The 19389-nt window shown below is 73.1% G+C and carries 18 protein-coding genes; 10 read left to right on the top strand and 8 right to left on the bottom strand.

The window, feature by feature from the left end; translation table 11 throughout:
* Positions 1 to 40 precede the first annotated feature (40 nt).
* Positions 41 to 4375 carry a polarized growth protein Scy gene (scy, locus tag ACIP5O_RS07100; RefSeq protein ID WP_401290168.1) on the bottom strand — a complete coding sequence of 1445 codons (4335 nt, stop codon included), beginning with the start codon at positions 4373 to 4375 and terminating at the stop codon, positions 41 to 43.
* Between the two features lie 221 nt (positions 4376 to 4596).
* Positions 4597 to 5049 (bottom strand): methylmalonyl-CoA epimerase, encoded by a 453-nt coding sequence (mce, locus tag ACIP5O_RS07105; RefSeq protein WP_356542784.1) that lies wholly within the window; start codon positions 5047 to 5049, stop codon positions 4597 to 4599.
* Positions 5050 to 5186: 137 nt separating this feature from the next.
* Between mce and ACIP5O_RS07110 the strand changes: the two genes are divergently transcribed.
* Entirely contained in the window at positions 5187 to 6398 is a 1212-nt protein-coding gene (locus ACIP5O_RS07110) for an acetyl-CoA C-acetyltransferase (RefSeq protein ID WP_401289558.1), read from the top strand.
* A gap of 24 nt (positions 6399 to 6422) precedes the next feature.
* Complete coding sequence (meaB, locus tag ACIP5O_RS07115) at positions 6423 to 7379, top strand: methylmalonyl Co-A mutase-associated GTPase MeaB (protein ID WP_401289561.1); 957 nt, start codon at positions 6423 to 6425, stop codon at positions 7377 to 7379.
* A 60-nt stretch (positions 7380 to 7439) separates the two neighbouring features.
* On the opposite strand, the gene ACIP5O_RS07120 is transcribed toward meaB, so the two are convergent.
* The 4 genes from ACIP5O_RS07120 to ACIP5O_RS07135 form a co-directional block, all read right to left on the bottom strand.
* Complete coding sequence (locus tag ACIP5O_RS07120; RefSeq protein ID WP_125665807.1) at positions 7440 to 7916, bottom strand: MarR family winged helix-turn-helix transcriptional regulator; 477 nt, start codon at positions 7914 to 7916, stop codon at positions 7440 to 7442.
* A gap of 140 nt (positions 7917 to 8056) precedes the next feature.
* Positions 8057 to 8842 carry an AIM24 family protein gene (locus ACIP5O_RS07125; protein WP_401289565.1) on the bottom strand — a complete coding sequence of 262 codons (786 nt, stop codon included), beginning with the start codon at positions 8840 to 8842 and terminating at the stop codon, positions 8057 to 8059.
* Positions 8839 to 9489, bottom strand: coding sequence for an AIM24 family protein (locus ACIP5O_RS07130; protein ID WP_401289567.1), 651 nt, complete (start codon positions 9487 to 9489; stop codon positions 8839 to 8841). The genes ACIP5O_RS07125 and ACIP5O_RS07130 overlap by 4 nt, the downstream gene beginning before the upstream one ends.
* Complete coding sequence (locus tag ACIP5O_RS07135; protein WP_125665813.1) at positions 9489 to 10127, bottom strand: AIM24 family protein; 639 nt, start codon at positions 10125 to 10127, stop codon at positions 9489 to 9491. The genes ACIP5O_RS07130 and ACIP5O_RS07135 overlap by 1 nt, the downstream gene beginning before the upstream one ends.
* Positions 10128 to 10248: 121 nt before the next feature.
* Here ACIP5O_RS07135 and ACIP5O_RS07140 point away from each other — a divergent pair, with 121 nt between their 5' ends.
* Both ACIP5O_RS07140 and ACIP5O_RS07145 read left to right on the top strand, forming a co-directional pair.
* The gene (locus ACIP5O_RS07140) at positions 10249 to 10593 is read left to right on the top strand and encodes a DUF3817 domain-containing protein (RefSeq protein ID WP_401289569.1); all 345 of its coding nucleotides are present in this window, start codon (positions 10249 to 10251) and stop codon (positions 10591 to 10593) included.
* The gene (locus ACIP5O_RS07145; protein ID WP_401289571.1) at positions 10590 to 10883 is read left to right on the top strand and encodes an MTH1187 family thiamine-binding protein; all 294 of its coding nucleotides are present in this window, start codon (positions 10590 to 10592) and stop codon (positions 10881 to 10883) included. Before ACIP5O_RS07140 ends, ACIP5O_RS07145 begins: the two co-directional genes overlap by 4 nt.
* Positions 10884 to 10960: 77 nt before the next feature.
* Here ACIP5O_RS07145 and ACIP5O_RS07150 read toward each other — a convergent pair whose 3' ends face one another.
* A complete protein-coding gene (locus ACIP5O_RS07150) occupies positions 10961 to 11953 on the bottom strand; it encodes a DUF5937 family protein (RefSeq protein ID WP_401289574.1) in 993 nt (330 codons plus the stop codon).
* Positions 11954 to 12023: 70 nt separating this feature from the next.
* Here ACIP5O_RS07150 and ACIP5O_RS07155 point away from each other — a divergent pair, with 70 nt between their 5' ends.
* From ACIP5O_RS07155 to ACIP5O_RS07170, 4 genes are all read left to right on the top strand, one after another.
* Positions 12024 to 13454 (top strand): MFS transporter, encoded by a 1431-nt coding sequence (locus ACIP5O_RS07155; RefSeq protein ID WP_401289577.1) that lies wholly within the window; start codon positions 12024 to 12026, stop codon positions 13452 to 13454.
* A gap of 9 nt (positions 13455 to 13463) precedes the next feature.
* Positions 13464 to 13973: a MarR family winged helix-turn-helix transcriptional regulator gene (locus ACIP5O_RS07160; RefSeq protein ID WP_030218756.1), complete on the top strand. Its 510-nt coding sequence runs from the start codon at positions 13464 to 13466 to the stop codon at positions 13971 to 13973.
* Positions 13974 to 14016: 43 nt separating this feature from the next.
* Positions 14017 to 14349, top strand: coding sequence for a DUF3817 domain-containing protein (locus ACIP5O_RS07165; RefSeq protein WP_401289579.1), 333 nt, complete (start codon positions 14017 to 14019; stop codon positions 14347 to 14349).
* An 83-nt stretch (positions 14350 to 14432) separates the two neighbouring features.
* Positions 14433 to 16133, top strand: coding sequence for a methylmalonyl-CoA mutase family protein (locus ACIP5O_RS07170; RefSeq protein WP_356542808.1), 1701 nt, complete (start codon positions 14433 to 14435; stop codon positions 16131 to 16133).
* A 70-nt stretch (positions 16134 to 16203) separates the two neighbouring features.
* Here ACIP5O_RS07170 and ACIP5O_RS07175 read toward each other — a convergent pair whose 3' ends face one another.
* Positions 16204 to 16839: a TetR/AcrR family transcriptional regulator gene (locus tag ACIP5O_RS07175; protein ID WP_401289581.1), complete on the bottom strand. Its 636-nt coding sequence runs from the start codon at positions 16837 to 16839 to the stop codon at positions 16204 to 16206.
* A gap of 308 nt (positions 16840 to 17147) precedes the next feature.
* Between ACIP5O_RS07175 and ACIP5O_RS07180 the strand changes: the two genes are divergently transcribed.
* Entirely contained in the window at positions 17148 to 18113 is a 966-nt protein-coding gene (locus tag ACIP5O_RS07180; protein WP_401289584.1) for a tetratricopeptide repeat protein, read from the top strand.
* A gap of 607 nt (positions 18114 to 18720) precedes the next feature.
* Complete coding sequence (locus ACIP5O_RS07185; RefSeq protein ID WP_401289586.1) at positions 18721 to 19389, top strand: DUF6230 family protein; 669 nt, start codon at positions 18721 to 18723, stop codon at positions 19387 to 19389.

A 19389-nucleotide genomic window follows, 5' to 3' on the forward strand; every position in this document is an offset into this window, starting at 1 on the left:
ATGCCTGTTTGGTCGGGAGAATGTCCAGCCTTTTGAGTGGCTAGCCGTCCTGGGACTTGCCACTCGTCCGGGTGGAACCCGCCGAGGCCCCCGCTCTCGCGCCCACCGAACCGGAGGACTTCCCGCCGCCCGGGGTCTCGAAAGACTCCAACGCCTCCAGGACGTCCTGGACACGGGAGATCTCGGCGTTGATGTCCTTGCGCCGGCGCACGAGCACCTCCAGCTCGCGCTTGCCCTCCGCGATCGTCTCCGCCGCCTCGGCCTCGGCCTCGGCCCGGATCCGCTGGGCTTCCGCCTTGATGGCCTCGGCCTCCGCGACGAGCGACGCCTTCTTCTGCTCGGCCTCCTTGAGGAGCCCGTCGGCCTTCCGCACCGCGGCGATCCGGACCTTGCTCGCCTCCGAACTCGCGTCGGAGACCAGCTCCTTCGCCTTCTCCTCGGCCTCGGCGCGCTGCTCCGTCGCCGCCTTCACCAGCTTGTCGACCCGCTCGCCGGCCGTCTTCATCTGCTCGGCCGTCTCGCGCCGCGCCCGCTCGTGCAGCTCCTCGATCTCGCCCTCGATCCGGCCCCGCAGCTCCTCGGCCCGCTCCCTTATCGCGGTCGCGTCGCTGCGCGCCCCGACCAGGAGCTCGTCCGCGTCCGTACGGGCCTTCTCCACCAGGGAGTTGCCCTCGACGGTCGCCTCGGCGACGATCCGCCCGGCCTCCTTGCGGGCCGCGCCGACCATCAGGTCCGCCTGCGACTCGGCCTCCGTGGTGGCGCGCAGCGCCTCCTCCTGGGCCTTGGCGACGAGCTGGTCCGCCTGTTCGGCCGCGTCCGCGCGCTTCTTGGCCCCGGCCTCCCGCGCCTCGTCCAGGACCCGGTCCGCCTCCTCGCGGGCCTCCGCGCGCATCCGCTCGGCCGCCGCCTCGGCGTCCGCCTTCAGCCGCTCCGACCCGGCGCGGACCTCCTCGGCGTCCCGCCGCGCGGAGCCCACCGTGGCCTCCGCCTCGGCGCGCGCCTCCGCCACGACCGACTCGGCCAGTTCGGCCGCCTCGCGGGTGAGCCGCTCGGCCTCGCTGGTGGCCTCGGCGATGAGCGCGTCGGCCTGCTCGGCGGCGTCGCTGCGGCGCTTGTCGGCGGCCCTGCGGGCCTCGTCGAGGACCTGCTCGCCGTCCGCGAGGGCCGCGGCCCGCAGCGCCTGGGCGTGCGCCTCGCCGTCGGTCCTGACCTGCTCGGCCTCGGCGCGGATGCGCAGGGCGTCCTGCTCGGTGGTCTCCATGAGCTCGACCGCCTCGGCGGTGAGCCGCTCGGCCCCGGCCGTCGCCTCCGTGGTGACCCGCTCGGCCAGTTCGGCCGCCTCGCGGGTGAGCCGCTCGGCCTCGCTCGTGGCCTCGGCGATGAGCGCGTCGGCCTGCTCGGCGGCGTCGGCGCGGCGCTTGTCGGCGGCCCTGCGGGCCTCGTCGAGGACCTGCTCGCCGTCCGCGAGCGCGGCGGCCCGCAGCGCCTCCGCGTGCGCCTCGCCGTCCGCCTTGACCTGCTCGGCCTCGGTACGGATGCGCAGGGCGTCCTGCTCGGTGGTCTCCATGAGCTCGACCGCCTCGGCGGTGAGCCGCTCCGCCCCGGCCCGCGCCTCGCCGACCACCGTCTCGGCCCGCTCCGCGGCCTCCGAACGGATCCGGTTCGCGTCGTCCCGGGCGTCCGCCCGCGTACGGGCCGCGTCCTGCTCGGCCGAGGCGAGCGCGTCCGTCACCTCGGTCCGCACCCGCTGCGCGTACTCGGCGGTGTCCGACCGCAGCTTCTCCGACTCGGCGAGCGCGTCCGTGACCGTCCGCTCGGCCAGCGCCTTCGCGGCCTCGGACTCCTCCTGGGCGCGCGCCCGGACGCCGGCCGCGTCCTCGGCCGCCCGCTCCCGCTCCTGATGCGCCTCGGCGCGGACCCGGTCCGCCTCCTCCTGCGCCTCGGTGCGGGTCCGCTCGGCGGCGTGCTCGGCCGCCGACCGCAGCCCGGCGACCTCCTCCTCGGCCTGCTCGCGCAGACCGGCCACCGAGTCCCGCACCTCCTGGGCGGTCTGCTCGGCCGCCGCGACCATCTCGGTCGCCCGCGCGTCCGCCTCCTCGACCAGGCGCTGCGCCTCGGTCTGGGCGTCCTCGACCCGCCTGCGGGCGGCGGCGAGCAGCTCCTCGGACTGCTCCCGGGCCAGCTCGCGCTCCCGGCCGGCCTCGGAACGGGCCGACTCCAGCGTCTCCTCGGCCTCCCGGCGGCGCCGTACGGCCTCCTCCTGCGCGGCGGCCAGCGCCTCGGCGGCCTCGGCGGCCACCCGCTCGGCGGCGGCCCCGGCCTCCGCCCGCACCCGGTCGGCGGTCTCCTGGGCCTCGGTCCGCAGCCGCTCGGCCTCGTCGGACGCCTCCGTACGCAGCCGTACGGCCACGGCCTCGGCCTCGGCGCGCGCGGCGCCCGCGTCCGCCGCCGCCTCGTTCCGCAGCCGCTCGGCCTCCTGCTCGGCCTGCTCCCGGAGGGTGCGGATGCGCTCGGCGGCCTCGGTCCGCAGCCGCTCCGTCTCCTCGGCGGCCTCGCGCCGGATCCGCTCGCCCTCGGCGCGCGCGTCGGTCAGCTCCTCCCCGGCGGCCGCCACCTTCGCCCCGGCCTCGGCGTGCAGCCGGGCCAGCTCCTCGGCGGCCTCCGCGCGCCGGGCCTCGGCGGCCCGCTCGGCGTCCGCGCGCAGCGTCGCCGCCGCCGCCTCGGCCGCGGTCCGCACCGCATCGGCCTGCTCCTCGGCCTCGGCGCGCAGCCGCTCGGCCTCGGCGCGGGTGCGCTCCAGGGTCTCCTCGGCCTGGGCCCGGAGCGTCTGGGCGCGCTCCATCGCCTCGGACTTGACCTTCTCGCTCTCCGCGCCGGCCTTCGACCGCAGGTCCTCGGCGTCCGTACGGGCCTTGGACAGCAGCTCCTCGGCGGTCCTGGCCGCCTCCTCGATCTGCTGGAGGGCCTCGCGGCGGGCCTCGCCGCGGATCCGCTCGCCCTCGTCGATGGCCTCGCCGCGCAGCTGCTCGGCCTCGCCGCGCAGCCGCCGCGCCTCCTCCTGGAGCTCGACGGTCTTGGCGCGGTACTCCTTGGTGTCGTCCTTGGCCGAACCGAGCAGCTCGTCCGCCTGCTCCTCGGCCTGGGAGCGCAGCCGGTCGGCCTCGGCCTCGGCCTCGCGGCGGACCCGCTCGGCCTCCTCGGCGGCCTTGCGGGTGGTCTCCCGGGCGTCCTCGGACGCCTTGGTGAGGATCTCCTCGGCGCTGCGGGCGGCCTTGGCGAGCGCGGCGGCGGAGTCCTCGGCGGCGGCCGTACGGGCCTTCTCGGAGGCCTCCGCGACCAGCTTCTCCGCCTCGGCGGTCGCCTCGCGCAGCTTCTCCTCGGCCTCGGCCTTGAGGGTCTCGGCCTCCTTGGTGGCCTCGCCGACGAGCCGGGCGATCTCCGCCTTGGCCGTACGGGTGCGCTGCTCGTTGACCGACTCGGCGGAGGAGAGCTGCCGGGCGGCGGACTCCTTGGCCTCGGTGAGCGCCTTCTCGGCCTCGGCGCGGGCGAGCCGCAGCCGCTCCTCGGCCTCCTGCATGCGCTGTTCGGCGGCGCGGGACAGCTCGGTGGCCTGGCGGCGGGCCTGGTCGGTCTCGGCGGCGGTGGAGGAGCGGAGCTGCTCGGCGTGGCTGGTGGCCTCCTGGGCCTGCCCCGCGGCGCCGGCGAGGAGCCGCTCGGCGTCCTTGCGGGCGCGCAGCAGGATCGCCTCGGCCTCGGCACGGGCGGCCTCCGCCTCGGCGCCGACGCGGCGGCTGGTCTCCTCCGCGAGCCGGGTGGCCTCGGCGCGGGCGGTGGCGAGCGCCTGCTCGGCCTCCGCGCGGGACTCCTCCATCAACCGGCGGGCCTGGGACTCCGTACGGGCGCGCAGCTGCTCGGCCCAGGCCACGTTCTCGTTGACGTGGGCCTCGACGGTCTGGCGGCGCTCGTTCAGCTCCTGGTCGAGCTGCTGGCGGCGCTGGACGGCCTCGTTGTGCAGCTCGGCCTGGAGCCGCGCCTGGTGCTCGGCGTGCTCCTGGAGGATGCGCTGGGTCTGGGCGCGGGCCTCGCGCAGCTCGCGCTCGGCGTCCTGGCGGAGCTGCTCGGCCTGCGCCTGGGCGTTGCGCAGCATCTGCTCGGCCTGGTAGCCGATGTCGGCGCTGTCGTACGCGGGCCGGGACGCGATGGTGCGGCGCGCCTCGTGGAGCTTGGCGCGCAAGACCTCGACCTGGTAACCGAGGTCCTCGGCGTGCTGGACGGCCTTCTCCCGCTCGGTCTTCAGCCGGTCCATCTCGGCTTCGAACCGGGCGAGATGGTCGTCTTCAGCTCGGTGGCTCTCCTGGCGTTCGTAGCCCCGCACTGCGCGGTCCATCCTTCCCCGAGCTCTCAACGCGTTCGAGCAGGGGAGACCCCAACCCTGGTCGCAACACTCACGAGCGCCGCCCCCTCGGCCGGGGACGGGCCCCCGGGGAATCGTGGCAGATCGGACGACCCCGACATCCCGACTTGGGTGCCACGCGGAGCGGCCCCGACCGGCCCCGGCCCGGAGCCGCCCACTCTACCGGGCCGGGAATCCGGAGGTCAGTGCTCCGCTGAGGAGTGGTCAGCCGACGGCTCCGCCGAGGTGACCAGTTCCGTGAGGACGCCGTGGCAGTCCTTGGGGTGGAGGAAGGTGATCCGGGAGCCCATGGAGCCGGTCCGCGGCTCGTCGTAGAGGACCCGGACGCCCTTGCCGCGGATGGCCTCGGCGTCGCCGTCGACGTCGGCGGTGCCGAAGGCGATGTGGTGCACGCCCTCGCCGTTCTTGGCGAGCCACTTGCCCACCGCCGAGTCCTCCCGGGTCGGCTCCAGGAGCTGGAGGTAGGAGGCCCCGCCGTCCGAGGTGTCGTTGATCTTGAGCATGGCCTCGCGGACGCCCTGCTCCTCGTTGACCTCGGTGTGGAAGACCTCGAAGCCATAGGTCGCGCGGTAGAACTCGACGGTCGCGTCGAGGTTGGAACAGGCGATCCCGATGTGGTCGATTCGCGTCAGCATGGCTCCAGTGCAACCCCGGAGGAGTGGTTACGCAACGTGCGCGCCGTCACACCGTCGGGCCGATGACCGGGCGCCGGGCCGCTCAGTACATTGGCGGTAAACCCTCGTTCACTTCTCATCCCTAGGGGCCGTGCCTCATGTCTGGAACGACCGGTACCACCTCAGTGATCGTCGCGGGCGCCCGCACGCCCATGGGTCGCCTGCTCGGCTCGCTCAAGTCCTTCTCGGGCGCCGAGCTCGGCGGCTTCGCCATCAAGGCCGCCCTCGACCGGGCCGGCATCGGCGGCGACCAGGTGCAGTACGTGATCATGGGCCAGGTGCTCCAGGCGGGCGCCGGTCAGATCCCCGCCCGCCAGGCCGCCGTCAAGGCCGGCATCCCGATGAACGTCCCGGCCCTCACCATCAACAAGGTGTGCCTCTCCGGGCTCGACGCCATCGCCCTGGCCGACCAGCTGATCCGCGCCGGCGAGTTCGACGTGGTCGTCGCCGGCGGCCAGGAGTCGATGACCAACGCCCCGCACCTGCTCCCGAAGTCCCGCGAGGGCTTCAAGTACGGCGCGATCGAGATGCTCGACGCCATGGCGTACGACGGCCTCACCGACTCCTTCGAGGGCGTCGCCATGGGCGAGTCCACCGAGAAGCACAACACCCGCCTGGGCATCCGGCGCCCCGAGCAGGACGAGGTCGCGGCCCTCTCGCACCAGCGCGCCGCCGCCGCCCAGAAGAACGGCGTCTTCGAGGCCGAGATCACCCCGGTCGAGATCCCGCAGCGCAAGGGCGACCCGGTGATCTTCGCCAAGGACGAGGGCATCCGCGCCGAGACCACCGCCGAGTCCCTCGGCAAGCTCCGCCCGGCCTTCACCAGGGACGGCACGATCACCGCCGGCACCTCCTCGCAGATCTCCGACGGCGCCGCCGCCGTCGTCGTGATGAGCAGGGCCAAGGCCGAGGAGCTGGGCCTGGAGTGGATCGCCGAGATCGGCGCCCACGGCAACGTGGCCGGCCCCGACAACTCCCTCCAGTCGCAGCCGTCCAACGCGATCCTGCACGCCCTCAAGAAGGAGGGCCTGAGCGTCGGCGACCTCGACCTGATCGAGATCAACGAGGCCTTCGCCGCCGTCGCCGTCCAGTCCATGAAGGACCTCGGCGTCACCGCCGACAAGGTGAACGTCAACGGCGGCGCCATCGCGCTCGGCCACCCGATCGGCATGTCCGGCGCCCGGCTCGTGCTCCACCTCGCCCTGGAGCTCAAGCGGCGCGGCGGCGGCGTCGGCGCGGCGGCCCTGTGCGGCGGCGGCGGCCAGGGCGACGCCCTGATCGTCCGCGTGCCCGGCGTCTCCGGCAAGTAAGCACCCAGGCAAGGAGTTCCGCACATGGTGGACGTCCCCGCACTCGTCGCCCAGGCGCGCGAGGGCAGGCCCCGGGCCGTGGCCCGGCTGATCTCGCTCGTGGAGGGGGCGTCCCCGCAGCTGCGCGAGGTGATGGCGGCGCTCGCGCCGCTCACCGGCGGCGCGTACGTGGTGGGCCTGACCGGCTCGCCCGGCGTCGGCAAGTCCACCTCGACGTCCGCGCTCGTCACCGCCTACCGGCGGGCGGGCAGGCGGGTCGGCGTCCTGGCCGTCGACCCGTCCTCCCCGTTCAGCGGCGGGGCGCTGCTCGGCGACCGGGTGCGGATGTCGGACCACGCCTCGGACCCGGGCGTCTACATCCGCTCCATGGCCACCCGCGGCCACCTGGGCGGCCTCGCCTGGTCCGCCCCGCAGGCCATCCGCGTCCTGGACGCGGCCGGCTGCGAGGTGATCCTCGTGGAGACCGTCGGCGTCGGCCAGTCGGAGGTCGAGATCGCCTCCCAGGCCGACACCTCCGTGGTCCTGCTCGCGCCGGGCATGGGCGACGGCATCCAGGCCGCGAAGGCGGGCATCCTGGAGATCGGCGACGTGTACGTGGTGAACAAGGCCGACCGGGACGGCGCGGACGCCACCGCCCGCGAGCTCAACCACATGCTGGGCCTCGGCGAGGCGCGCGGCCCGGGCGACTGGCGGCCGCCGATCGTGAAGACGGTCGCGGCCCGCGGCGAGGGCGTCGACGAGGTCGTGGAGGCCCTGGAGAAGCACCGCGCCTGGATGGAGGAGCACGGGGTCCTGGCGGAGCGCCGCCGGGCCCGCGCCGCCCGCGAGGTCGAGACCATCGCGGTCACGGCCCTGCGCGAGCGGATCGGGGACCTGCGCGGCGACCGCCGGCTCGACGCGCTCGCGGAGCGGATCACGGCGGGCGGCCTCGACCCGTACGCGGCCGCCGACGAGCTGGTGGCGGAGCTGACGGGCACCTGAGCGGCACGCACGAGGAAGGGCCTCCCCGGCGATCCGGGGAGGCCCTTCCTCGTACGGGTGCTACGGCTTGCCGCGCCGGCCGCGCAGCTGCTCCGCGATCGGCTTCAGGGACTCGTGGAGGTCGCCGAGCGCCTCGGGGGTGAGCTGGTCGATGAAGTGTCTGCGCACCGACTCGACGTGGTGCGGGGCGACCTTGCGCATGGTCTCCATGCCCTGGTCGGTGAGGACGGCGTACAGGCCGCGCCGGTCGGACTCGCAGTTCTCGCGCCGGACCAGGCCGGCGTTCTCCATCCGGGTGATCTGGTGGGAGAGGCGGCTCTTCGACTGGAGGGTGGCCGAGGCGAGGTCGCTCATGCGCAGCCGGCGCTCGGCCGACTCCGAGAGGTTCACCAGGATCTCGTAGTCGTTCATCGTCAGGCCGAAGGGCTGGAGGTCCTTCTCCAACTGGTGCGTCAGCATCCTCTGGACGTCCAGGAAGGTGCGCCAGGCACACTGCTCGCCGTCGGTGAGCCACGGGGTGGCCGTCTCGGTCTCCATGTATGGATTCTACCTAAGAAGTTGAATTCTTGACGAAGTCTGGGAGCGTGACGCCGCGCACCCGGGGCCCCATCCGGACACCGCCCCCGCCGCGCCACCGGCGCAGACGTTCGAGGGCGTCACACTCCGCAGACTACCGTTCACAGCCCGAAGCGACGCTGGAGGTCTCCGAGCTGGCCGGGAAGGCGCGGTACCGAGCCCTGCTGCCCGTGGCCTGAACCGTACCCGCCGTGACCGCCCGGGACGCCCGCCTGGGCCGGGGGCGCGCCGGTGTCCCGCTCCGCCATCAGCAGCTCCGTCGACTGGAGCAGCACCGTGCCCGCTCCCACGAACTCGAACTGGTGCTCCTCGCCCGAGCTGCCGCCCAGACCCGTCAGGGCCCGCACGCCGCCCATCACGCCCGTCATGTAGCCGTGGTCGTAGTGGTGGCAGGGCGAGGGGCAGTCCGCCCAGCCGACCAGCGCCTGCGGGTCCACCCGCAGCGGCGGCTCCATGAAGACCACCGGACCGTTCGACGCGGCCACGAACTTGCCCGTCCCGATCAGCGTCACGAAGCCCGGCACGATCGACTGCTTGAGCGCCAGGGTCGGCTGGTAGGCCAGCAGGTTCCCGGACCGGATCGTCAGGTTGCCCTCGTCCAGGTCGAAGGAGTTCACGTCGAAGGCCCGGTCCGCGAGCAGCATCTTGCCGCTGCCCTCGGCCACCACCCAGTCGCTCGCGTGCAGCGGCGAGTGGAAGGACGTCCGCACCAGCCGGTCGAGCCGCCCGTGCCCGATGCCGTTGAACTCGATCCGCCCGTAGTAGGCGATCATCTTGCCCTTCTGCAGGAACCACTGGGAGCCCTTGAGCTCCACGCAGAAGGTGTACGGGTTGACGTTGTCGTCCGACGGCAGGGTGTGCGGGTCGTGGATGACAGGGGTGCTCACAGCTTCTCCTCCGAGGCCTGGACGTACACCGCGCCGCTGCCGCTCAGCTCCAGCTGGAACGCCTCGCCCGAGCCGCGCCCCACCATGTCGCGCCAGCCGAGCGCGGTGGAGAGCTTGTTGCGCACGTCGCCGTGGTGGGCCACGTACGCCTGCGGGTCCACGTGGACCGGACGGCCCGGGACGATCGGCAGCTCGATCACGCCGCCGTGCGCCATCACGGCCACCGAGCCGTGGCCCTTCAGGGTGGTGGTGAAGAGGCCCTGGCCGGTCACCTGGCCGCGGACCATGCCCATGACCCCGCCCTGCGAGCCCATGAACATCGTGCCCTGCTCCAGGGTCCCGTCGAAGGCGAGCAGCCGGTCGGCCTCCACGTACAGGGTGTCGCCGGTCAGCGCGATCACCTGGATGTGGTGGCCGCCGTGCCCGAACATCACCGTGCCGCTGCCCTCCACCGTCATCAGCGGGGTCGCCTCGCCGGCCACCCGGCGCCCGATCATCGACATCAGGCCGCCCTGTCCGCCCGCCACGTTCGGCGTGAAACTGACGTCACCCCGGTACGCCAGCATCGCACCGCGCTGGCTGAACAGCCGCTGCCCCGGGACGACGGTCGCCTCGACCATCTTCGAGTTGATCTCGCGGAACGGCATCAGACGTCGCCCCCGATCGTGTTCCGCTCGCTGGGCTGGACGTACACCAGGCCGTCCCCCTCGAAGCGGATCTGGAAGGCCTCGCCGCCGCCCTCGCCCAGGAAGGTGCGGAAGGTCACACCCGACTGGAAGTGCTGCTGGAGGTTGCCCTGGTGGGCTATGTACGCGCCGGGGTCGACCTGGAGCGGGTACTGCGGGGTCACCCGCAGCACCACCGCCGGGCCGTCCGACAGGAGCGCCGCCTGGCCCGTCCCCTCCACGGTCGTGGTGAAGAGGCCGTTGCCGGTGGCCCCGCCGCGCAGGCCCGTGAAGGTGGTGCCGGTGCGCAGCCCCGCGTCGGTGCAGAGCAGGTTGCTGGCCTCCACCCACAGCTTGTCGCCGTGCAGGGAGACGAGGTTGATCTCGGAGGCCCGGTCGGCGAACCAGCAGGTCCCCTGCCCGCGCACCTCCATCACCTCCATCTGCTCACCCGTGAGCCGGCGGGTCACCATGCCGCGCAGGCCCTCACCGCCGCCGCTCATCTTCTTGAACGCCATCTGGCCGTCGTAGGCGACCATCGAGCCGTTCTTCGCCTTCACGGCGTCGCCGGTCAGGGAGACGGCGAGCACCTTGCTGCCTTGGAGTCGGAACGTTGCCACGGCCCGAAGGTACTGGGGACCCGCCTAAAGGGACAGCAAAGTCGCCGTGCACAATGGACGGGCCCTTGTGCATCCGTTCACAAGATCGCGTCACAAGACCGAACGAAGGTGATCCCCCTCCGTGGACATCAAGACCGCCTCCTCCCTCCACCGGCTCCGGCTCGTCTCCGCGCCGGAGGCCGTCTCGTTCCTGCTCCTGCTCGTCTGCTCGGTGCTCAAGCGGACGACGGAGTTCAACGCGGTGCCGGTCATGGGAGCGATCCACGGCATCCTGTTCGTCCTGTACGTCCTGTTCTGGCTGGACGCCTGGAACCGGACCAAGTGGAGCTTCGGGACCGCCGCCCTCTACTTCGTCCTCTCGGTCCTGCCCCTGGGCGGCTTCTACGCCGAGCGGAAGCTGAAGCGCGAGGCCGAGGACGCGGTCATCGCGTCCCGCGCCCGCCGCGAGGGCACGGTGAACGCGTGATCGTCGCCTTCTCGGTGACCCCCCTCGGCGTGGGCGAGGAGGTCGGCGCGTACGTCGCCGACGCCGTCCGGGTCGTCCGGGAGTCCGGCCTGCCGAACCGCACCGACGCCATGTTCACCTCGATCGAGGGCGAGTGGGACGAGGTGATGGACGTCGTCAAGCGCGCCGTCGCCGCCGTCGAGGCCCGCGCGCCCCGCGTCTCCGTCGTCCTCAAGGCCGACATCCGCCCCGGCGTGACGGACGGCCTGAACGGCAAGGTCGCCACCGTCGAGCGGCACCTGGAGGGCTGAGCGCCCCCGTCTTCGCACGAAGCCCCCGCCCGGGTCCTCCGGGGCGGGGGCTTCTCCGCACCGTCCCGGCACGGAGGTCACTCCGCTTCGGGCCGCGACACCGCCAGGCCCAGCGGGGTCCGCTCGTACAGCACCTGGTGGCCGTGGCGCCGGGAGGCGAGGAGTCCCGCGTCCCGCAGCACCGCCAGGTGCGCCGAGACGGTGGAGGGCGCCCGGCCGAGGAGGTGGGCGAGGGCCGTGGTCCCCATCGGCTCCGTCAGGGCGCACAGCACGTCCGCCCGCACCGGGCCGAGCAGCCGCCCCAGGGCCTCCGGGGTGCGGCCCCGGGCGTCCGTCCACAGCCCGCCGATCCCGCGCGCCGGGTACACCACCGTCGGCTGCCACGGCGGGTCGAAACCGCTCACCACCTCGGGCCAGGTGAACACGGACGGCATCAGGACGAGGCCCTGCCCGTCCAGCGGCCGCACGTGCTCCCCGTGGTGGTCCACCCGGAGCGTGGCCGTCTCCGCCGTCCAGTCGAAGGACGGGTGCAGCTCGCCCAGGAGCCGTTCGAGCCCGCCCTCCGCGAGCCGCCGCGAGTGGTACGCCACGTCCGCCTCCAGGAGCGCCCGCAGCCGCGGCCAGTCGGGCGCGACCAGCGCCTCCCAGGCGGCCCGCAGCAGCTCGGCGAGCCGCTCCACCGCACCGGCCGGGTCCGCGAGCATCCGCCGCCCCTCGTCGCTCTCCGCCGCCCCCGGGGTCGCGGCGAGCGCCTTCTCGAAGTCGTCCAGGACGAGCGCCGGATCGGTCCTCCGCACGGCCTCGATCTCCTCCTCGAAGGAGGCGGCGGGCCGCAGCGGCGGCGGGTACAGGAAGTCCGGGCTGTGTCCGCGCGCCGGCATCAGCAGGTGCAGCGGCCCCAGGCCGAGCCCCCGCGCGGTGCCCGCGATCCGCCGCATCCAGGGCAGGTGGTACCCCTGCTGCCGGGGGCGCGCGAGGACCCGCACGGCGGAGTGGGTCTCCCAGAGCGGCGAGATCGCGAACCGGATCCGCAGCGGATCGGCCTCCCCGAAGCGCAGGTGGTACGGCACGACCCCTCCGGAAGATTCGCCTGGACCCGAAAGTCTAGGCGGCCCGTTTCCCCGACGGCAGGCTGCGCCCATGCCGAAGCCCGCCGCACCCCGGGGCCCGGGGACACCCACGCCCACCACTACCGGAGCCGCGCCCGCCGGGACACCCGAGCCCGCCACCACCGGGACCGCACCCATGCCCGCCGGGGCGCCCGCGCCTGCTGGGGCCCGCGCACCTGTGGCCGCCGGAACGCCCCCGCCCGCGCCCGCCGGCGCCCCCGTACCCCCGCCCGCCGCCGCCCCCGGCTACCGGGCCGTCTTCCGGGTGCGGGAGTTCCGGTTCGTGTTCGTGGCGCACCTGTTCTCGCTGCTCGGAGTCGTCGTCAGCGAGCTCGCGCTCACCGTGCTCGTCTACGACCTCACCCGCTCCCCGCTCCTCTCCTCCCTCACCTTCGCCCTCGGCTTCCTCCCCCACCTCCTCGGCGGCACCCTCCTCGCCGGTCTCGCCGACCGCTTCCCGCCCCGCCGGATCCTCGTCGTCTGCGACCTCGTCTGCGCCGCCTGCGTCGTCCTGATGACCGTCCCCGCCACCCCCGTCGCCGCCCTGCTCGCGCTGCGCTGCGCCATCGCCGCCGTCTCGCCCGTCTTCCACGGCACCCGTACGGCGACCCTCGCCGACGTCCTCGGCGAGGGCGACCTCTTCGTCCTCGGCCGCTCCCTCCTGCGGATCGTCTCCCAGAGCGCCCTGCTCGCCGGGTTCGCCACCGGCGGCGTCCTGCTCACCGTCGTCCCGCCGCGCGGCGCCCTCGCCGTCACCGCCGCCACCTTCCTCGCCTCGGCGCTGCTGCTCCGCCTCGGCACCGCCCGCCGCCCCGCCCGGGGCGCCGGGGACGGGGCGGGCGGCGGCCTCGCCGGCACCTGGGCCGTCCTGCGCGACCGACGCGTGCGCGCCCTGATGGTGATGTTCTGGGTGCCGCCGCTCTTCGCCGTCGTACCGGAGGCGCTCGCCGCCCCCTACGCCGACGAGATCGGCGTCTCCACCGCCGCCCTCGGCCTCCTCATGTGCGCGCTGCCCGTCGGCACCATCGCGGGCGAGCTGCTCGCCGGCTCCCTCCTCTCCGCCGCCGCCCGCTCCCGGATCGTGGTGCCGCTCGCCGTCACCGGCGTCCTGCCCTACCTCCTGTACGCCGTCGAGCCCGGCGTCGCCCTCGCCGCCGCCGCGCTCTTCCTGGCCGGCGCCACCGGCGCGTACACCCTCGGCCTCGACGCCCGGTTCGTCGCCGCCGTCCCCGAGGAGCGGCGGGGGAGGGCCATGACCCTGATGACGGCGGGCATGATGACCGTCCAGGGCCTCGGGATGGCGGGGGCCGGGCTCGCGGCCGAGTTCGCCCCCGTGCACACGGTCGTCGCGGGCACCGGGGTCGTCGGGACCCTCTGTCTCCTCGCCGCCGCCGCGGAGCTGCGGGCGGCCGGGGCGACCGAAGGACGAGACGGGGCTGACCGCCATGTTCCCCATGGGTAAGGTCGACGCGTGCCGAAGCCGCTCAGTCTCCCCTTCGACCCCATCGCCCGCGCCGACGAACTCTGGCAGAAGCGCTGGGGCCCGGTCCCCTCGATGGCCGCGATCACCTCGATCATGCGCGCCCACCAGATCCTCCTCGCGGAGGTCGACGCCGTCGTCAAGCCGTACGGCCTGACCTTCGCGCGCTACGAGGCCCTGGTCCTGCTCACCTTCTCCAAGGAGGGCGAGCTGCCGATGTCGAAGATCGGCGAGCGGCTGATGGTGCACCCCACCTCGGTGACGAACACGGTCGACCGGCTCGTGAAGTCCGGTCTCGTCGCCAAGCGCCCCAACCCCAACGACGGCCGCGGCACCCTCGCCACCATCACCGGCAAGGGACGCGAGGTGGTCGAGGCCGCGACCCGCGACCTGATGGAGATGGACTTCGGCCTCGGCGCGTACGACGCCGAGGAGTGCGCCGAGATCTTCGCGATGCTCCGCCCGCTCCGGGTGGCGGCGAACGACTTCGACGAGGCCTGACCCGCGCGAAGATCGCCCGGAACGTACGGTTACGCTCGACGGCATGAAATCCAGCGTGCTGACCCGCTACCGCGTCATGGCGTACGTGACCGCGGTCATGCTCCTCATCCTGTGCGCGTGCATGGTCGCCAAGTACGGCTTCCACACGGGTGAGGACCTCACCTTCGCGGTCTCCCAGGCCCACGGCGTCCTCTACATCATCTACCTCGTCTTCGCCTTCGACCTGGGTTCCAAGGCGCGCTGGCCGTTCGAGAAGCTGCTGTGGGTGCTGGTCTCCGGCACCATTCCGCTCGCCGCCTTCTTCGTCGAGCGCAAGGTCCACCGCGAGACCCTTCCGCTGGTCAACGGCGCGCAGCCGGTCCCCGCCAAGGCGTAATCCGGGGCGTGACCCCACCCCGCGCCACACCGGTGCGGGGTCTGCCATCGACATTTACTAGGACGTCCTAGTAAATTCGAAGCATGGACGCTGACGCCATCGAGGAAGGCCGCCGTCGCTGGCAGGCCCGTTACGACAAGGCCCGCAAGCGGGACGCCGACTTCACCACGCTCTCCGGCGACGCCGTCGAGCCCGTCTACGGCCCCCGGCCCGGGGACGCCTACGAGGGGTTCGAGCGCATCGGCTGGCCCGGTGAGTACCCCTTCACCCGGGGACTGCACCCCACCGGCTACCGCGGCCGGACCTGGACCATCCGCCAGTTCGCCGGCTTCGGCAACGCCGAGCAGACCAACGAGCGGTACAAGATGATCCTGGCCGCCGGCGGCGGCGGCCTCTCCGTCGCCTTCGACATGCCCACCCTCATGGGCCGCGACTCCGACGACCCCCGCTCCCTCGGCGAGGTCGGCCACTGCGGCGTCGCCATCGACTCCGCCGCCGACATGGAGGTCCTCTTCAAGGACATCCCGCTCGGCGACGTCACGACGTCCATGACGATCTCCGGGCCCGCCGTCCCGGCCTTCTGCATGTACCTCGTCGCCGCCGAGCGCCAGGGCGTCGACCCGGCCGTGCTCAACGGCACGCTCCAGACCGACATCTTCAAGGAGTACATCGCGCAGAAGGAGTGGCTCTTCGAGCCCGAGCCCCACCTGCGCCTCATCGGCGACCTGATGGAGCACTGCGCGGCGAAGATCCCCGCGTACAAGCCGCTCTCCGTCTCCGGCTACCACATCCGCGAGGCCGGGGCGACGGCCGCGCAGGAGCTGGCGTACACCCTCGCCGACGGCTTCGGCTACGTGGAGCTCGGCCTCTCCCGCGGCCTCGACGTCGACGTCTTCGCCCCCGGCCTCTCCTTCTTCTTCGACGCCCACCTCGACTTCTTCGAGGAGATCGCCAAGTTCCGCGCCGCCCGCCGGATCTGGGCCCGCTGGATGAAGGAGGTGTACGGCGCGAAGACCGACAAGGCGCAGTGGCTCCGCTTCCACACCCAGACCGCCGGCGTCTCCCTCACCGCCCAGCAGCCGTACAACAACGTCGTGCGGACCGCGGTCGAGGCCCTCTCCGCCGTCCTCGGCGGCACCAACTCCCTCCACACCAACGCCCTCGACGAGACCCTCGCGCTCCCCAGCGAGCAGGCCGCCGAGATCGCGCTGCGCACCCAGCAGGTGCTCATGGAGGAGACCGGCGTCGCCAACGTCGCGGACCCGCTGGGCGGTTCCTGGTACGTCGAGCAGCTCACCGACCGCATCGAGGCCGACGCCGAGCGGATCTTCGACCAGATCAAGGAGCGCGGCCGCCGCGCCCACCCGGACGGGCAGCACCCGATCGGCCCGATCACCTCCGGCATCCTGCGCGGCATCGAGGACGGCTGGTTCACCGGCGAGATCGCCGAGTCCGCCTTCCAGTACCAGCGCGCCCTGGAGAAGGGCGACAAGCGGGTCGTCGGCGTCAACGTCCACCACGGCTCCGTCACCGGCGACCTGGAGATCCTGCGGGTCAGCCACGAGGTCGAGCGGGAGCAGGTCCGCGTCCTCGGCGAGCGCAAGGCGCGCCGGGACGACGCGAAGGTCCGCGCCTCGCTCGACGCGATGCTGGCCGCCGCCCGCGACGGCTCGAACATGATCGCGCCCATGCTGGAGGCCGTCCGCGCCGAGGCCACCCTCGGCGAGATCTGCGACGCCCTGCGCGACGAGTGGGGCGTCTACACGGAGCCCCCGGGCTTCTGACGCGCCTGACACACGACAGGGGCGGTACGGGACTTCCCGTACCGCCCCTGTCGCGCGTCCGTACGGCCTCTCAGCCCCCGGTCGTCGCCGCCGCGCCCAGGCCCCCCACCAGGAGGGCCGACAGGCGCGCCACCCACGGCCCGTCCACCGGCTCGGCGCTGACCAGGGCGCGGTGCACGACCGCGCCCGCGATCACGTCGAAGATCAGGTCGTCGGTGGCGTCGACGGCCGACAGGTCGCGGTCCGCCGGGAGTTCACCGCGCCGCTGCGCCCGCATCCGGCCCTCCAGGACGAGCCGCTTCTGCCGGTCGACGATGGAGGCGCGGATGCGCTCGCGCAGCGGCTCGTCCCGGGTCGACTCGGCGACCACCGCCATCAGGGCCGTCTTGGTCTCGGGGCGTTCGAGGAGCGCCGCGAACTGGAGCACCACGTGCTCGATGTCGGCCCGCAGCGAGCCCAGGTCGGGGAGTTCGAGCTCGTCGAAGAGGACGGCGACCGCGTCCACCACCAGCTCGCTCTTGTTGGCCCAGCGGCGGTAGAGGGTCGTCTTCGCGACCCCGGCACGGCCGGCGACGTCCCCCATCGTGAGCTTGGACCAGCCCAGCTCGACCAGGGCCGCGCGGGTCGCCTCCAGGATGGCCGTGTCGGCCTCGGTGGAGCGGGGGCGCCCGGTACGGCTGCTGCGGGGGTTGGTGCGGCTACACATGAACGTCGACCATACCCGCCAGTAGGTAGGGCACCAGAGGGCCGCGATGTGAGGCAGTTCACCGTACGGATCGGCCGCGCGCCCTCCCGCCGCCTCCGTCCCGGCAGTTACGCTACGACTCGTAGCGAAAGGCATTGAGCGGCCTGAGCGACAACCATGGTGCCGGGTGGGGACCCGGCGCGAAACCAGACGACAGAAGACGGGCAGCCGTGTCGTCCGCGCGTCTCGCACACCGGCGGGAGGCGGGCGGACGGCGCGGTTCGGCCACGGCTTAACGGTTACGCGCGCGGAAGGGGGAGGATGTAGCCATGCAGCCCCGAAACATGTCCATGAGCGGCGTCGTCGACCTCGCCGCGGTGAAGGCGGCCGGAGAGGCCAAGACGAAGGCGGAGCAGGCGCGCGCCGAAGCCGCCCGGCAGGGCGGAACGGCCGCCGTGCCCCCGTCCGCCCTGGTGATCGACGTCGACGAGGCGGGCTTCGAGCGCGACGTGCTCCAGCGCTCCGCCGAGGTCCCGGTCGTCCTCGACTTCTGGGCCGAGTGGTGCGAGCCCTGCAAGCAGCTCGGCCCCCTCCTGGAGCGGCTCGCCGTCGAGTACAACGGCCGCTTCCTGCTCGCGAAGATCGACGTCGACGCCAACCAGATGCTGATGCAGCAGTTCGGCATCCAGGGAATTCCGGCCGTTTTCGCGGTGGTCGCCGGTCAGGCGCTGCCGCTCTTCCAGGGCGCGGTGCCCGAGGCCCAGATCCGCGAGACCCTCGACCAGCTCATCGCGGTCGGCGAGGAGCGCTTCGGCCTCACCGGGATCGCCGTGGACGCGGACGCCGACCCCTCGGCCCCCGCCGCGCGCCCGGCCGGCCCGTACGACTCCCTCCTCGAGGCGGCCATGGTCGCGCTCGACGCGGGCGACCTGGCCGGCGCCGTCCAGGCGTACAAGAACGTGCTCGCCGACGACCCGGCCCACCCGGAGGCCAAGCTCGGCCTCGCGCAGGCCGAACTCCTCGCCCGCGTGCAGGACCTGGACCCGGGCGCCGTCCGCAAGAACGCCGCGGACAACCCGGCCGACGTCACCGCGCAGCTCGCCGCCGCCGACCTCGATCTGGCGGGCGGCCACGTGCAGGACGCCTTCGGGCGCCTGGTGGAGGCCGTGCGCCGCACGGCCGGCGAGGACCGGGACGCGGCGCGGCTGCGGCTCCTGGAGCTGTTCGAGGTGATCGGCTCCGACGACCCGCGGGTGACGGCGGCCCGGCAGGCCCTGGCCCGCGTGCTGTTCTAGGGCGTTCCGAAGCCACGCTCCGTGCGCCGGATCGTCCGTCGATTTGGCAGCGGGGTGACAAACGGCGGCCGCGCTTTACCAAAACTTGGTAATCGCGGCCGCTGTTACTTGCAGTAAATCGAACCGGGCGTTCTGTCCGGATTCATCAGGCGATCTCCTGACATTCCCCTCCCTTCGAACGCACCCTGTGTGCCCGTTCGGTCCCGTCCCGCCATGGCGTGGTTATCCACCCGTTACTAGCCAGTAACGAACCCCCTTGTGCGGGCGCCCGGAATGGACCACGATCGGCCACGCTCGGTCCGAACCGCACGACCCCGGCAACCAACCGGGATCGCGGGGAGGGTCCCCACCGGGCGGACCGGCGCTCCGGCGCCGGTCGCGGACAGGGGGGTTCCCGCTCTCACCGAACGGGGCCTGTCCGAACAGGCCACGCGCACCGCGTGGCCCATGGTTGTCGCTCGGGGGTGATCGCCGGTGATTCGGACGCGCAGCGCATCGCGTCGTTCTGATGCCTCGGCGCTCTCCTTCCCGAGGACGTAGCTCTTCTCCCATCGCAGATCGGGCCCACGCCCCTTCTGGAGATGTACGTCCGAGAAGGAGGATTCTCATGAAGTCCCAGGTTCGTGGCGGGACCAGATGGAAGCGTTTCGCCGTCGTCATGGTGCCCAGCGTGGCCGCGACGGCAGCGATCGGCGTCGGCCTGGCGCAGGGCGCGCTCGCCGCGTCGTTCGCGATCTCCGGCCAGGAGTTCAAGGTCACCACCGACCGGCTCGAGGGCACCGAGTTCGTCCAGTACGGCAGCGTCGCCAAGGGCAACAAGCTGGACGGCACGCCGTTCGGCGCCCCGGTCGCGGTCTCCGGCTTCGACACGGCCAAGATCACCAACATGTGCCAGTCGGTCGTGACGCCGGTTCCGGTCCTGGGTGACATCACCCTCCGCCTGACGGCGGGCACCGACGCGGTCAAGTCCGGCAAGGACGAGGACAAGGTCCAGGCGAAGGACCTCTACCTCGACGTCTCGTACCTCGAGGCCGACGCCAACTTCACCAACATCGACATCGGCGTCGCGGCCGGCTCCCTCCCGAAGCACGAGGGCGGGCAGGGCATCCAGCCCAACACCGAGGCCAGCAAGTACGGCTTCGGCCAGCGCGCCGACGTCGCCGAGCTGAGCAACGTCCGGCAGAAGGCGTGGGCCACCACGGCCGCCACCTTCAAGCTCCCCGACCTGAACCTGTCCCTGAACCGGGGCACGGACAAGGAGTGCTTCAAGGGCTGA

It is taken from the genome of Streptomyces sp. NPDC088915 (assembly GCF_044749825.1).
Lineage (GTDB): Bacteria > Actinomycetota > Actinomycetes > Streptomycetales > Streptomycetaceae > Streptomyces.

Excerpts from the sequence above, each read along its gene's own strand:
- ACIP5O_RS07170 (WP_356542808.1), top strand. The coding sequence starts at position 14,433 with ATGGACGCTGACGCCATCGAGGAAGGCCGCCGTCGCTGGCAGGCCCGT.
- ACIP5O_RS07185 (WP_401289586.1), top strand. The coding sequence starts at position 18,721 with ATGAAGTCCCAGGTTCGTGGCGGGACCAGATGGAAGCGTTTCGCCGTC.
- ACIP5O_RS07120 (WP_125665807.1), bottom strand. The coding sequence starts at position 7,916 with ATGGAGACCGAGACGGCCACCCCGTGGCTCACCGACGGCGAGCAGTGT.
- ACIP5O_RS07130 (WP_401289567.1), bottom strand. The coding sequence starts at position 9,489 with ATGCCGTTCCGCGAGATCAACTCGAAGATGGTCGAGGCGACCGTCGTC.
- ACIP5O_RS07110 (WP_401289558.1), top strand. The coding sequence starts at position 5,187 with ATGTCTGGAACGACCGGTACCACCTCAGTGATCGTCGCGGGCGCCCGC.
- ACIP5O_RS07180 (WP_401289584.1), top strand. The coding sequence starts at position 17,148 with ATGCAGCCCCGAAACATGTCCATGAGCGGCGTCGTCGACCTCGCCGCG.
- ACIP5O_RS07165 (WP_401289579.1), top strand. The coding sequence starts at position 14,017 with ATGAAATCCAGCGTGCTGACCCGCTACCGCGTCATGGCGTACGTGACC.
- ACIP5O_RS07155 (WP_401289577.1), top strand. The coding sequence starts at position 12,024 with ATGCCGAAGCCCGCCGCACCCCGGGGCCCGGGGACACCCACGCCCACC.
- mce (WP_356542784.1), bottom strand. The coding sequence starts at position 5,049 with ATGCTGACGCGAATCGACCACATCGGGATCGCCTGTTCCAACCTCGAC.
- ACIP5O_RS07175 (WP_401289581.1), bottom strand. The coding sequence starts at position 16,839 with ATGTGTAGCCGCACCAACCCCCGCAGCAGCCGTACCGGGCGCCCCCGC.
- meaB (WP_401289561.1), top strand. The coding sequence starts at position 6,423 with ATGGTGGACGTCCCCGCACTCGTCGCCCAGGCGCGCGAGGGCAGGCCC.